We start from the raw sequence: 13634 nt of genomic DNA, 5'->3' as shown, positions 1-13634 counted from the left end.
ACGCTAACGCTAATACGGGCTACCCCATCACGTGGCTTGGGTTAGCGTAGCGTAATCCGGGAATAATCCGGCTCCGATCCCGCATTACGCTAACGCTAATACGGGCTACCCCATCACGTGGCCTGGGTTAGCGTAGCGTAATCCGGGAATAATCCAGCTCCGATCCCGCATTACGCTAACGCTAATCCGGGCTACCCATCACGTGGCCCGGCTTAACTGGCTGAAAATGAGAACGAGCTGTCAGCAACTGGCACCGAAGAAGCAGTCGAGCTGGAGGCGAACATGGAATAAGCTCCCGGTGCCGACGGCTGCTTTCTTAACCATGCCTCATTGACCAGTCTGATAAATATATCCAGACAGGTAGCCAGTAAGGGTTCGTACTCAGGCAGGGTATACGGTGGCTGAGTTATTGGTGCACGGGTGATGGGGCATCTTGCGCCGATCATTGGCATTGAACTGGCATCAAATGACCGTCCCGACTCATGCAAGACCAGTGGCTCACGAATCAGGCTCAAGCTAACGCTGCAGATAAGACCCGTATCGAGTTCGTTATTGCGAAGCCACTGTGCAAAAGCCTCATCAACTTCCTCCCCTGCCTTGCTGTCCAGCGGTTTTTTTAAACTGCCTGCTGTCTGAACAATGCTTTCTTCATTGCAATCTATCACCTTTAAGCGCTCAAGGGCTTCTTTAACAGCCACCACCGGATCATCATAACGACGGCTGAGAATTTTAGCTGAAGAATAGGAGGCTCTCATATAGTCAGGCTCCTGCGTGCATTGCAGATCATTAGGCAGAACCATACGCCGCCTGGAAAAACCATAGCCGATAATCAGTTTGATCAGTTTCTGTCCTTGCTCGCCCAGGTTGCTCAAATCAACACATTTCACGCTTTGGCCAGCGCTCACACTATCAGAGCCCGTCCATACACCATCTACCAGAGCGAACCGATAATGCCTGATTGTGTCATTTTTTCTATAAGACAGGCTCAGATTTCCGAGGCTTCTGCTTTCCCGTACCAGCCACGCACCATTTTCCCTGTCTCGAAGCAGATTTTCAAAGTCAGCGAGGATCTCCCGATTACTTCTGTCAGGCAGCAGGCTTCGCCTGAAAATAAAGGAAGACTGGAGAAGCAATTCAAGTTCAGCACTGGAAATCATAGATAAAGCCTCGAAAAATTAATATAGAACAAGTTCCCGTAAAACAGCTGTTGCGTAAGAGCCTGGTGGCAGGGTGAAGGATAACTGCACGACACTATCCTGTTGCATAAGCGTAACATTACCCAGATGCAGAATATTAGCACGCCAGGCCTCTTCCAGCCCCAGACGATGCAAACCATCTATCCAGGCCTGCCACTCCGAATAAATCTCATCAATCAGTGGCAGCCTGTCCCTGTCTTTTCCTTTTCCTGGCAAAGGACTGGCTGGTGATACATCCCGTTTCAGAACACGCTGAACGATGGTTTCATCGACATTTTCCAGGGGAAAAATACTGTTGGATCCGGTCAACTGCATCATGTCGCCAGGCAGAGGGGTATTCCAGGTGCCAGCTTCCACCCGCCGCGCCAGGATGGCGTTGTAGATCCAGGAACGGGCACTGGAGCAATACATGCCTTTGAGAAAGCGATCCTTGATTTTTCGCCCTTGAACCAGCATTTCTTCGGCACGCAGTAAGTTAGCGCCCTCTCGACCAAAGCGCTGCTCGCCAAAGTAATCAGGGACACCATGCAGCTTAACCTGCTCGATACGCTGCAGAAGATCATCAACATGCTGGACATCACGCAGGGTCACAACAAAATGATTTCCGCTCAGGTAGCCTGGCCGCAGCTTTTTGTTATGACGCGTGCATTCAAGCACTTTCCAGCCCGGTGCCTCGAGTGACTCAATGCCCTCGATAACCTCGCCGGGGGCATGAACACTCAGCCATTGCGTTGTCAAAGCCTGCCTGTCTTTCAGGCCGGCGTAGCTGATGAGTTTAACGGGCTTATTGATCAGTCGAGACAGAGATTTAACTACATCTTCGGTACTCAGGCCTCGTTTTTCAATTTTAAGGACAATGTGCTCGCCTTCTCCGCTGAACTCCCAGTCAAAAAACTCATTGACCTGAAAATCCTCTGGAGACGATTTAAATGTCGCTGTTGCGAGTGGCCTGCCATAAGCACGAGGCCAATCCAGTGAAAACATACCTTATCCTTAATTATCAGTGTGTCGCTGGCGGCAACAGGATAGACGGGAGCTGCTGCACGGCTTCGTTCAGCATTTCACCGGATTTAGCCCGGGAATAGAACAGAAAGTCGCCTGTTCTTTCCTTATGCCTGCGATTGAAGTAAAAACAGGTCGGCAAGCTTACAATCAACAGCAAGGTATTGGCAATCCCCTTAAGACAGCGACGTAAATACAGATGGCGATCTTCGTTCAACAGCTCTTTTACCGGCTCAGCAGCCCGTGTGATTTGCTCTGCGAGATTATCGTTCTGTGGATTAACCAGCTGGGTATATACGATTTGATGCATACTCGCACGAAAGTCTTTTTCAAGCCTGTTGTAGGCATGGAGTTTATCCGAGCCCGGAGCCGCTTCTCGTAAATAACGCGCGATCTCATCGCAGCGTGACTCCACCAGCTCAAGGGCTCTGCGAAAACGATCGCCCTGTTCGGAGTTACTGGCAAACAGACAGGCCATCTCAGCGAAATTATCTGGATCGCCCCGGTGTCTGCAACGCACGCGATGCAGTAATTCAACCTCATTGATTACGCGGGCATTGGCGGCACGCATGGCATCGCTCAGCTCTGTGTTGTTCAGATTATCCTGACACTGTGTTTTATACATGTTTTTCTTCGCAAAACATGCGTTGAAAACCAACATCATGCCAGGCCTGTCATGGACCCTGTTGAGCAAACAACGAAACGCATGCGCCTTGTGAGAATCTGCCATGGCATATTGGTAACAATGCTCAGGCATATTGTGCTGATCCAGTTGCTCCAAAGCCACCAGAACATCCTGTCGAATTGTCCTTCTTACGGCCATAAAACGCCCGAACGACTCCTTTGCAGTAAATTTTAGCAATCTCTCGGCCAGCAAAGGGGTTTGGAATAATTCAGCCAGAGGTAAAGTCTGTGGGCTGACCAGATTCATACGACAGACACCCAGGGCTTCCAGTGTTGTAGCCAGTTGCTCCTGATTACACTCGGGCAGATTATCTGTTTCTACAGCGTAGCTGAATACCTCAGGATAGAGATTGATCGCCTGCATACCCGGCATGGCCTGGATAGCGGAGTTAAGCCAGTTGTCTTTCTCGTCCAGCGAGGAATGCGGGTTAGCGCGAGGTGCTGCTGCCAGCGCAAAACGCTTCATACTCATATAAAGGTGTTTGCTGAAAAACAGTTGCAGGTTAAACGACGCATAGGAACTGTATGGCCTGGGTTGAAGCAGATGAGTCAGGACCGCATCCAGCGTTATGGTTCTGTTGATATATTGAATAATATTTCTCAGGGCGTCGGCGATGTAAGGATGTTCATTGGTGCCGATTATCGGAAAAGTCGCGCTCAGATAGCGCTCGGCCTCCTGCAGCATATCCACACAACCCGGTACCTCTATTTGAGCGAGAGTAAAATCATACAGCCCGAATCGAGTCAGAAACCTGACTGCGGCATGCCTGTCTGGCGCTCGGGCAATTTCCAGAAGATTAGAGTAGCTCATACCGTTGTTAAACAAGGCTTTCATACTCATACATAAATCTGTATCAGAGGCCATCACGGCAATCAATTCGGCTACGTCGGCGCGATTATAACATGGATTCACGAGGAGGGTCGCTATAAAGGGACGAAGTTCCGGTTTCGTGTACAGCCTGTTAAACGCGGCAACAAACCCTTTGTGAGACACAAAATAACTCATGTTGGCAAACTGTTTCTGGCGGCACTGGTCAAGCAATGTCGCCAGGTTAAGTGTTGCCTGATCATTGGAGTTGTAGTGGATTAAACGCCCCTCACCTCTTAACACCTGTTCAATCTGCGGAGGAGTAGCGCCAGCCTGGCCCAGTCTTTCAAGAAACGCATGTTGTGTAAGTGCTGAACTCACAGGGTCAGGGACAATGCTGCCTGCTCGAGAACTGCTGGAGCTGGATGAGGCAGAGGCTGGCAGCGCATAATCGGAAGGAAGCAGCATATTCAACAGACTCTGGTTTTTTTTAAAGCCCGTAACATCTGTCTGCTGAGCAAATTGATTAAACACGGAGCACCGCACATCAATACTCAGACGATCAGGCGGTAAGGCTGTATCAAAAAACAAATTGGCGAGGCCTGAGTTAATGTTCTCTTTAAAATGCAGAATGGCATCATGGCCAGCGTACAGGGTACAGCCACTCGGCACGTCATCCGCTGCGCTGGGTTTATCGCTGGTAATAACGTAAATATTGCGCTCACTGAGCGGTCTGTTTATGTTTTTGACAAGCGTAAAAAACCATTTTCCCGTCTCATCATCTCGAAACTCCAGACCGATAAGGCAGGGAAGCCCCTCTCGGTCTACGTAGGCATATTCGTATTTTTTGAGGTGAGCCGCAATGTCTTCATTTTCTTCGTCAAAGAACGAGGGCATCTGGCCCTGAGCATCATAGCCGTCGGCTATGTCAGCAAGGGCCCCCACATAAGCATCAAACTCCGTCTCTGAACCAAGAAAGCGACGAAGATGAGTACCGTTGGCAATTGGGGTCCGAACGATGGCCCCATCCCGGCCAAACGAGCGGAACACCCGCTCCGCATTACCACCCACCAGGAAAACCATCGTTATCTCCAAGACAGACAAAAGTCGCATTTTATCGTAAAAAATGGGCAAACGTCCATCTCTTTTGGACTGCATTTGCCTCTTATGTTTAATTTATAAACCAACAGGCTCTTGCTCTACCAGGCTATGATAAACAGACAATATTTTGTCTGCGTACTCTGGATCGGTCGCATAACCGGCTGCCTGCAGGGCGTGGGCATAGGCTTCAGGATCGTTCGCATGCGCCAGCGCATCCTGGTATCTCGCGCTGCCCTGAATCAAGTCAAGATAATCCTGAAAACTCTCATACACGGAAGGATAGGTTTTAAAGGATGCGGTCTGCCGTATGGGTTTACCGTTCACGTATTCCGTCGTTTTGATGGCAAGAGGCGCTCGAGAATCAGCCTTGCTGGCCTTGATATTAAACAGGTTGTTGCTGCTGACGCCCTGATTATCCTCTGCGATGTGCCGTCCCCAGCCGGTTTCCAGCGCGGCCTGAGCCAGTAACAGCCGCGGGTCAATCCCTGTCAGCCTCGCAGCCTGGGCTGCATACGGCCAGAGCTTATTGATAAAATCGCTGGCTCCTTTCACAGGACATATCGGCGCCGGCGTTCCGGGAAGATCAGCAGGAGGCGCTTCGACAGCGGGCTCTGCTTCGCCCGTGCCTTGATACGTGTCAGGCAGGCAGGATATCGATTCACGCCTGCTGCCAGCCAGTGGATTACTGTCCTGAATAAAATGCTGTTCCATGCGGGCGCTTTTCTGCATGGACTGCAAAAAATACGCATCGAAGGCCCTGGCGAGAACCGGGTTGCTTTCCGTTGTTTCGTGCTTTGGCCATTCCATTGCTGTTGGTCTGAGGTCATTAGTTATTTCAATCGTCATGATACGCTTCCATATTAAGTTCCAGAAGGCCTCTGTACTGGACAAAACTCCAGTCTGTCATTCCCGCCTGCTCGGGGAGGACAAATAATATCAAGATTAAAAAATTGTCCAGTACAAAGCCAGAGCGCATTGTAATCGACAGGTGGATGGATCAGCAATCCATAAGCACGTATACTGTCGGGCTCATTCTCCAACCACGGCTTTTCATGCTGAGTTATCAACACGGTTATCATGCCGGAAATTTTGCCGATGTCGTCAAACACCTGACCCTGTCCCGCGTCATCGATTACATGGGTCAGAAGGACAAACCCCTGCTCTATCTGGAAACCCATTCCGGACGTGGCCTGTATGATTTACATGATGGTCAGGCCGGTAAAACATCTGAGTATCGTCAGGGAGTTTCCCTGCTATGGGAGCAGCGGACAAAACTGCCTGACCTGATGACGCCCTGGTTATCGGTTTTAAAAAACCTGAACCCAAAGGGCGAACTGCGCTATTACCCGGGCTCACCCCATCTGGCCTTGTCCCTGCTGCGCTCCCAGGATCGCGCCGTCTTTGCAGAGCGACATCCTCGCGAATTTGAACAGCTCGAACAATTACCCAGACAAGGCAGGCGCGTTCAGTTTCGCCATGCCGACGGCATCCGGGAAATGCAGGCAGACCTGCCCCCGATAGAGCGTCGGGCCTTGACCTTCCTTGACCCTTCCTACGAAATCAAGGATGAATATAAAACCATTCCGCGCGCGATACAGGCCGCATTTTCGCGCTTTTCAACGGGTGTTTATTGCCTTTGGTATCCCGTTGTCGACAGGCGATTGCGCGATCAGCTGGTACGCGGCATGATGGCCATTCCGACGGAACGCACCCTGCGCATCGAGTTTTACTTAACAGGCGCGGCTCAGACAGGCATGACAGGCTGTGGTCTATGGCTCATTAACCCGCCGCATACGCTGGCCGCCGAGATGCGCATTATTCTGGATAATCTGCGTACACTGTTTAATCCAGGCGTATCCTATTATTTAATTGAAGAAGGCAGACAAATCAGCCTGCCCCGCTAGAGGAGAATTGACATGGACGTTATACCGGTTCGTGCCTTTACTGATAACTACATCTGGATGCTGGTTGATGACGCAAGGCAATCGGTTTTGTGCGTAGATCCGGGAGAAGCCGAACCGGTTATCTCGTTTCTGGAGCAACATGAGCTGCGCCTCGACGCCATTCTGCTGACACATCATCACGCTGATCACATTGGCGGCATGCGCAGGCTCATGACCAGCTATCCAGACGCGGTGGTGTATGGCCCGGCCGATCCGCGCATTTTCCCGGAATCTGTTCAGGCATCTGGCCGTATTGCCGAGTGTCTTGAGCCGACTGGAACGGGTTATCAGCTCAGCCCGCTTGATGAGACTTTTTCTCTGGGGGCGTGGCAGTTCAGGATTCTCTTCATACCGGGTCATACATCGACTCATATCTGCTATTTTGAAACACGGCATAAACTTTTATTTTGCGGAGATACGCTGTTTTCTGCCGGATGTGGACGTGTATTTGATGGCACACTGCAACAGTTACATGACTCGCTGGCCAGGCTCAAGGCCCTGCCCGATGAGACCAGGGTTTACTGCGGACATGAATACACACGTCAGAATTTACGCTTTGCGGCGACCGTTGAGCCGCATAACCAGCGGATTCAAGAGTACCTTTCCGAGCTGCAACAAGACAGCAGCCGATGTTCCCTGCCCTCCAGCATGGCGTTGGAGAAACAGATAAACCCTTTTTTACGTCTGGATGAAAAGGACGTGCTTGCCTATGCCAAAGACAGAGCGTGTCCGGCGCTTGACAGTTTGTCGGTGTTCAGGCAGTTGCGGGAAGACAAGAATAATTTCTCCTGAAAAAAGGCTGAAAGCGTAGAGACATGAGTGCGCCGAGAACAAACCTGACAAGGCCTCGGTAATGAGGTACACTGGCTAATCTTTTAGCTAAACGAGGTTGCCCGTTTGACGTTTGGAAAGCTGATTACGCTTATTATTTCAGTGTGCCTCATCGCACTCAACGCCACAGCCGCCCGTGTTTCACCAACCGTCTGGGACGTGATTCGCAGCCAGTTTTCCATTAACCACAACGTGTCCCAGCCCGATGTTCACGCGCAACTGCAATGGCTGCTGGATCATCCCGGTTACCTGCAAAAACTGGCTCGTTCCGAACCCTATATTTATCACATCATTAACGAAGTACGAAAAAAAAACATGCCTGGCGAACTGGCTTTGCTGCCCATGCTGGAAAGCGCTTACGATCCCTTCGCCTACTCCGGCGTTGGGGCTGCCGGGCTCTGGCAGTTGATGCCTGCCACCGGAACCGATCTGGGCCTGAAACAGGACTGGTGGTACGATGCCAGGCGCAGTATTCGCCCCTCAACTGATGCAGCGCTTAATTACCTCGCCTACCTCAACCGCTATTTCAGCGGGGACTGGCTGCTTGCCGTCGCCGCTTACGACGCTGGCGCCGGCACGGTTTCCCGCGCCATTAAAACCAGTGGACAACAACGTAACATCAATTTCTGGGCGCTGCCGCTTCCGGCCGAAACGAAAGCCTATGTACCTCGTTTGCTGGCGCTGGCTGAAATTATTCAGTACCCACAGCGCTATGGTGTCACCCTGCCCTACATTCCTCACATCCCTTATTTTGAGGAAGTAAACATCGGCAGCCAGATTGATCTCAGTCATGCCGCGCGGCTGGCAGGCATGCGCTACAAGGATCTGATTAAACTGAATCCTGGCTATAACCGCTGGGCAACCGCTCCCTACAAGCCCTTCAACCTGCTCATTCCAAGAGACAGGGTAGAAAGTTTTAACCGCAATCTCCTGCGCCTGCCGCAGGACAGCCGGGTAAGCTGGAATCGTCATCAGGTACGCACAGGGGATAGTCTGGACAGCATTGCACGACGCTACTTTACAACAGTCAAACTGCTGCGCGAATTAAATCAGCTGAAATCGGATCAGCTGAAAAGCGGCCAATCCATTCTGATACCGAGTATGAAAAACGCGCCGGCCGTCAGCAGAATAAGGCCAATTCCTCCCGTACCAGACAGACCGCCAAGTACTGAAACCTACAAAGTGATCCATATTGTGCAGCCCGGTGACACCCTGCCAGGAATTGAGAAACAATATCAGGTCAGCGCCCAAAAAATCGCAGAGTGGAATCAGGGGGAAGGCGAATTCAGACTCAGCCAGGGACAGCAGTTGATTATCTGGCGTGAGCGGATAAAACCAGGAGTTTATACCGTCGCACAGGGGGACAGCCTGAGTGGCATAGCCAGACGCTATCATACCAGTGTGCCATCGCTGCTTAAATTGAATCCGGGTATGAAAACACAGGTGTTGACACCGGGCCAGCGTTTGAATGTTGGCTAGACAGTTTTTCCTGAAATCCTGTGTTATAATTAATTACAGGCCTCTGTAACTATTTGAAATAACATATGAAACTATTATTCGATTTTTTCCCCATTCTGCTGTTTTTTATTGGCTATAAAATCTGGGGCATTTACACCGCAACAGCCATTGCCATGGCCGCTTCATTAACACAGGTGGTCTATCACCGAATCAGACATCAACAGTATGAAAACATGCATCTTTTAAACCTTGGGATCATTTTTGTTCTCGGCGGTGCAACCCTGTTTTTTCATAATGACGTGTTTATCAAATGGAAGCCAACGGGCATCTATTGGTTCACCTCCCTGATCTTTATGCTCTCCTCGGTGGTAACCAAAAAACCATTAATTCAGAAAATGATGGAAAATAACATTAGCTTACCTGAAGCGATATGGTATCGTTTAAATTACGCGTGGGTTCTTTTCTTCGTTCTGATGGGATGCGCGAACCTCTACGTTGCGTTCCACTACAGTACCGACGTCTGGGTTAATTTCAAATTATTTGGCTGTGCCAGCATTATCCTTGTTTTCGTATTTTTACAGGCTTTGTATCTGACGAGACATGCCTTGGAAGAGGAACCGTCAGCTGACTCATCCGATGGGAAACAACATCCCTCACCATGAGACTAATTAACGCCAGGAGCTGCGATGAGATTATTACTGATTGAAGACGATGAGTTGCTGGGAGATGCGGTTAAAACAGGCCTGACCCAGTTTGATTACATAGTAGACTGGCTGAAAGATGGAGAAGCCGCGCGTGCCGCGGTTAAGTCGGAGTCCTTTGATCTCATCATTCTTGATCTTGGCCTGCCCAAACTGTCTGGGCTGGGTTTCCTGCAATCCATTCGCAGTGATGGCAATACCACGCCTGTTATCATTCTCACAGCCCGTGAATCCATTGAAGACCGCGTCAAAGGTCTGGACACAGGAGCGGATGACTATCTGGTCAAGCCCTTCGATCTTAATGAACTGAGCGCAAGAATCCGTGCGCTGGTGCGTCGCTCCCTCGGTCGTGCCGACTCCGTACTGCAATACCGTAATGTGACCCTCGATCCTGCTGCTCACAGCGTCTACATCGATGACAACATCGTCAACGTGCCACGTCGTGAATTTGCCCTGCTGCAGAAGCTTCTGGAAAACAATGGCCATGTGTTGTCACGCGAACAGCTCATGCAAAGTATTTACGGCTGGGATGAGGACGTCGACAGCAATGCTCTTGAAGTTCACATTCATAATCTGCGCAAAAAACTCAATGCCAATTTTATCCGCACCATACGAGGTGTTGGCTACATGGCTGAGAAAAACGAGAGTAATTAATTCATAATGAAATCGTCCATTCGCAAGTTCCTGCTGATAAACCTCCTGCTGGCGCTGACCATCACCACCACGCTGACCGCGATTGGTAACTATTACCTCGACCAAAAGGACATTCAGGAACATCTTGATACCTTAATGGCGGTCTCCGCCCTGTCCTATCAATCGCTGCTGGGTGATGACGTGCGGAAACGTCCGCTGAGCAAAATTCAGGATTCACTGGAGCTGATTCCACAAAGTATTGATAACCTCTATAAGCATAAATTTTTAAATGATTTGCCGCCCAAGAGTTACCTCGATAAATTTAATTTTCAGGTTTGGACAAACGGAGGCCAGCTTTTACTGCATTCGTCCACGGCCCCAAAAGTGCCTTTGGTTTCGGATGTTGACGGATTCAGCGACAAATTACTCGATGATCAGAAATGGCGGGTATTTACCACGTACAATGAAAAATCCGGGGTTCGTACGGTAGTTGCAGAGCGTTACGATACACGAAATGAGCTTGGACATCGCATCGCTCAGGACGATTTATACATCATGCTGCTGACTTTTCCCTTGTCGGGCCTGTTGATTTGGATCATTATCGGACGCGGTCTCGACAGCCTCGATCGTGTGGCACAGGAGGTAGCCAATCGTGCGCCCACGCACCTCGAACCGGTTAACCTGCAGGAGGTACCGGAGGAAATTAAACCGGTTATTGATGAGTTGAATAAACTGTTTTACCGGCTTCAGGAAGGTTTCGAGCGCGAAAAACGCTTCGCAGCTGATGCCGCGCATGAGCTGCGCACGCCGCTGGCCGCCCTGAAAACGCAGGCTCAGGTCGCTTTAAACAGCAACGATATGGATGAAAAAAACCGCGCTTTGCAGAAGCTGATTGCCAGCGTAAACCGAGGTACACATGTGGTTCAGCAACTGCTGACCATGAGCAAAATCGTTCCCGAGTCCGCTAATCTGAATGATGTGGACAACGTTAACCTTGTCAAAATCACACGGGAAGTTCTGGCCATGCTGGCGCAAAGCGCCATCGATAAACAAATCGAGCTGGAGTTTGAACACGACGAAAACCCACCGATGTTTCCTGGTAACGCAACAGCACTGAGCATACTCATTCGAAACCTGGTGGACAATGCCATTCGCTATTGCAAAAGGGAAGGCAAGGTACTGGTTGGCGTTTACCAGAAGGAAAATGAAATCGTTCTGCAGGTATCCGATAATGGTCCTGGCATTCCGGGTGAGCTGCAGGCCCGGGTATTTGAGCGATTTTTCCGCGTTCTTGGCAATAAAAGTACGGGCAGTGGTTTGGGCCTGGCCATTGTTCAGCAGATATGCGACCTGCATGGCGCACGCGTCGAGCTGGACTCTCCACAGGAAGGCACCGGCCTGATTGTTCGTGTTTATTTTCAAATCAACCGTACGTCCTAGCACTATTTCCATTTGGTTTTGACATATGTCAACAGCTCCTAATTCGAAAAATTGTGTATACTGAAAGAAACATGGACAAATAACCGAGGTCAATCATGGGTGATTTCAAATCGAAACTTCCAGATCTTAATGAGCTGGCCAATATGACAGGCAAATTATTTAAAGACGTTAAGAACAGCGTTACGGAGATCATTGCTGACTACAAAAAAAAGAGAGAAGAGGCCGAAGTGGAGCAGCCAGGAGAAGTTGTTTCATCCACACCGGTTGAAACTGTAGAAAAGGAAGCAAAGACAGTTGAGGTAAAGGAGCCTGAGAAAGAGTGCGCTCCCGCAGCCACTACGGAAACAAAGAAAGAAGGTGATTGATTGAGTGCATAGGCGAAGGACGTAGTGTTCCCTTCCTACTCCTTGCCTGGCCTTATTAATCCATATTTACGAATTTTTTCCACCAGCGTGGTACGTCGCATGTTAAGCGCAGCTGCTGCGCGCGCCACCACCCAATCGGACTCGTTCAGTGCATGATTAATCAAAGCCAGTTCGGTTTTGGCCAGATGCTCTTTCAAATCAATGCCTTCGCTCGCGTCAGGCTGCTCAAGGCGAATCATATGCATTAATGTCTCGCGCTCGCTGCCGACAATCCCATGCTCACTGGCGCGATTTTCCTTGCGAAAGCGCATGGGTAAATCCCCCACATCAACCACACCACCAGGATAGAGAATAGTCAGCCTCTCGACCAGATTAGCAAGCTCCCGTACGTTGCCAGGCCAATGATAACGGGTAAGCGCATCCAGGGCCGCAGGCAACAGGCGAACACCAGGTTTATGCTCCCCTTCTATACGCGAAACCAACTCGTTGAATAACATCTGCAGATCACTTTTCCGGCTCCGGAGGGGAGGAACCTCAATAGGGAATACGTTCAAACGATAAAATAAATCCTCGCGAAAGCGGCCATCGATAATCGCCTGCTCCAGATTTCTGTGCGTAGCCGCTATAATGCGCACATCCACCATGATGGTTTTGTTACTGCCGACGCGCTCAAAGCAGCGCTCCTGCAATACGCGCAGGAGCTTAACCTGCATTGGCAGTGGCATATCGCCAATTTCATCCAGAAACAGGGTTCCTCCATTGGCCAGCTCAAAACGGCCTTGTCGGGAAGTAATCGCCCCCGTAAACGCGCCCTTCTCATGGCCAAACAATTCGCTTTCCAGCAACTCAGCCGGAATGGCGCCACAATTTATGGGAATAAAAGGCTTAAACGTACGCGCCGACAGGGAGTGAATGTTTCTGGCAATCACCTCTTTACCGGTTCCTGATTCGCCCAGAACCAGCACCGTCGCTTCGGTCGCCGCTACCTGCGAAATAAGCGTTCTAACCTGGCGAATTGATTCGCTGTCACCAACAAGACTGCGAAACAAGGGTGTTTTTTTTTGGTTATTCTCCCAGTCCAGGTCACGCTTTATGGCCAGCTGGCATTTGTATAAAGCCTCCAGCATCTGCGCATAGCTGAAAGGGAAATCGAGACAGGCCTGCACGTTGGTTATGGACGCAGGCACGTCAGCCGTCAGTGGGCCAACCAGAATAACGGGCAGGTTCGGTGCCAGCAGTGCAAGCTCCTGTAATAAGTCCGTTGTTTCATCGAAGGAGGAGTTAGCCCCGACGATCACGATGTGTGACTCAGACAGGATACGTGGCTGCGGTGATTTATAGTCTGCCCAGGAATAAGGCTTGGCAAGGAAATCTATAATCGTGCACAGCTTGTCCCGGCGGACTTTATCATCATCAATGATGTAGACAGGCTCATGGGTGTTCACATTCAGTCCTTACAGGTCGTGACAGCA

At 50.2% G+C, this 13634-nt stretch carries 12 protein-coding genes; 7 read left to right on the top strand and 5 right to left on the bottom strand.

The annotated features are described in order from the left end of the window. Window positions 1-212 precede the first annotated feature (212 nt). From ACQUTA_RS12285 to ACQUTA_RS12270, 4 genes are all read right to left on the bottom strand, one after another. Window positions 213-1157: an SH2 domain-containing protein gene (locus ACQUTA_RS12285; protein WP_444988551.1), complete on the bottom strand. Its 945-nt coding sequence runs from the start codon at window positions 1155-1157 to the stop codon at window positions 213-215. Window positions 1158-1175: 18 nt separating this feature from the next. Beyond that, window positions 1176-2180: a tRNA pseudouridine(13) synthase TruD gene (gene truD / locus ACQUTA_RS12280; protein WP_444988550.1), complete on the bottom strand. Its 1005-nt coding sequence runs from the start codon at window positions 2178-2180 to the stop codon at window positions 1176-1178. A 16-nt stretch (window positions 2181-2196) separates the two neighbouring features. After that, window positions 2197-4773 carry a hypothetical protein gene (locus ACQUTA_RS12275; protein WP_444988549.1) on the bottom strand — a complete coding sequence of 859 codons (2577 nt, stop codon included), beginning with the start codon at window positions 4771-4773 and terminating at the stop codon, window positions 2197-2199. 93 nt (window positions 4774-4866) lie between these two features. Then, window positions 4867-5637 carry a glycoside hydrolase family 73 protein gene (locus ACQUTA_RS12270; protein ID WP_444988548.1) on the bottom strand — a complete coding sequence of 257 codons (771 nt, stop codon included), beginning with the start codon at window positions 5635-5637 and terminating at the stop codon, window positions 4867-4869. Between the two features lie 206 nt (window positions 5638-5843). Here ACQUTA_RS12270 and ACQUTA_RS12265 point away from each other — a divergent pair, with 206 nt between their 5' ends. The 7 genes from ACQUTA_RS12265 (at window position 5844) to ACQUTA_RS12235 (ending at window position 12162) form a co-directional block, all read left to right on the top strand. Then, window positions 5844-6695 carry a 23S rRNA (adenine(2030)-N(6))-methyltransferase RlmJ gene (locus ACQUTA_RS12265; protein WP_444988547.1) on the top strand — a complete coding sequence of 284 codons (852 nt, stop codon included), beginning with the start codon at window positions 5844-5846 and terminating at the stop codon, window positions 6693-6695. 12 nt (window positions 6696-6707) lie between these two features. Continuing rightward, window positions 6708-7526 (top strand): hydroxyacylglutathione hydrolase, encoded by an 819-nt coding sequence (gene gloB / locus ACQUTA_RS12260; RefSeq protein ID WP_444988546.1) that lies wholly within the window; start codon window positions 6708-6710, stop codon window positions 7524-7526. Window positions 7527-7631: 105 nt separating this feature from the next. Beyond that, a complete protein-coding gene (locus tag ACQUTA_RS12255; protein ID WP_444988545.1) occupies window positions 7632-9044 on the top strand; it encodes a lytic transglycosylase in 1413 nt (470 codons plus the stop codon). 65 nt (window positions 9045-9109) lie between these two features. Next, a complete protein-coding gene (locus tag ACQUTA_RS12250) occupies window positions 9110-9685 on the top strand; it encodes a septation protein A (RefSeq protein WP_444988544.1) in 576 nt (191 codons plus the stop codon). Window positions 9686-9709: 24 nt separating this feature from the next. Continuing rightward, window positions 9710-10378 carry a response regulator gene (locus ACQUTA_RS12245; protein ID WP_444988543.1) on the top strand — a complete coding sequence of 223 codons (669 nt, stop codon included), beginning with the start codon at window positions 9710-9712 and terminating at the stop codon, window positions 10376-10378. 6 nt (window positions 10379-10384) lie between these two features. Continuing rightward, window positions 10385-11797 (top strand): ATP-binding protein, encoded by a 1413-nt coding sequence (locus tag ACQUTA_RS12240; RefSeq protein ID WP_444988542.1) that lies wholly within the window; start codon window positions 10385-10387, stop codon window positions 11795-11797. Window positions 11798-11892: 95 nt separating this feature from the next. Continuing rightward, window positions 11893-12162, top strand: a complete 270-nt coding sequence (locus tag ACQUTA_RS12235; RefSeq protein ID WP_444988541.1) for a hypothetical protein — start codon at window positions 11893-11895, stop codon at window positions 12160-12162. Between the two features lie 35 nt (window positions 12163-12197). On the opposite strand, the gene ACQUTA_RS12230 is transcribed toward ACQUTA_RS12235, so the two are convergent. Continuing rightward, a complete protein-coding gene (locus tag ACQUTA_RS12230) occupies window positions 12198-13607 on the bottom strand; it encodes a sigma-54 dependent transcriptional regulator (RefSeq protein WP_444988540.1) in 1410 nt (469 codons plus the stop codon). Window positions 13608-13634 lie beyond the last annotated feature (27 nt).

It is taken from the genome of Legionella navarrensis (assembly GCF_052527415.1).
The sequence above is the reverse complement of the archived record's forward strand: the minus strand, read 5'-3'. Positions and strand labels throughout refer to the sequence as shown.

What these genes read in the sequence shown, in the direction of transcription:
- ACQUTA_RS12250 (WP_444988544.1), top strand. Translation starts at nt 9,110, where the DNA reads ATGAAACTATTATTCGATTTTTTCCCCATTCTGCTGTTTTTTATTGGC.
- ACQUTA_RS12275 (WP_444988549.1), bottom strand. Translation starts at nt 4,773, where the DNA reads ATGGTTTTCCTGGTGGGTGGTAATGCGGAGCGGGTGTTCCGCTCGTTT.
- ACQUTA_RS12270 (WP_444988548.1), bottom strand. Translation starts at nt 5,637, where the DNA reads ATGACGATTGAAATAACTAATGACCTCAGACCAACAGCAATGGAATGG.
- ACQUTA_RS12285 (WP_444988551.1), bottom strand. Translation starts at nt 1,157, where the DNA reads ATGATTTCCAGTGCTGAACTTGAATTGCTTCTCCAGTCTTCCTTTATT.
- ACQUTA_RS12245 (WP_444988543.1), top strand. Translation starts at nt 9,710, where the DNA reads ATGAGATTATTACTGATTGAAGACGATGAGTTGCTGGGAGATGCGGTT.
- gloB (WP_444988546.1), top strand. Translation starts at nt 6,708, where the DNA reads ATGGACGTTATACCGGTTCGTGCCTTTACTGATAACTACATCTGGATG.
- ACQUTA_RS12265 (WP_444988547.1), top strand. Translation starts at nt 5,844, where the DNA reads ATGCTGAGTTATCAACACGGTTATCATGCCGGAAATTTTGCCGATGTC.
- ACQUTA_RS12235 (WP_444988541.1), top strand. Translation starts at nt 11,893, where the DNA reads ATGGGTGATTTCAAATCGAAACTTCCAGATCTTAATGAGCTGGCCAAT.
- truD (WP_444988550.1), bottom strand. Translation starts at nt 2,180, where the DNA reads ATGTTTTCACTGGATTGGCCTCGTGCTTATGGCAGGCCACTCGCAACA.
- ACQUTA_RS12240 (WP_444988542.1), top strand. Translation starts at nt 10,385, where the DNA reads ATGAAATCGTCCATTCGCAAGTTCCTGCTGATAAACCTCCTGCTGGCG.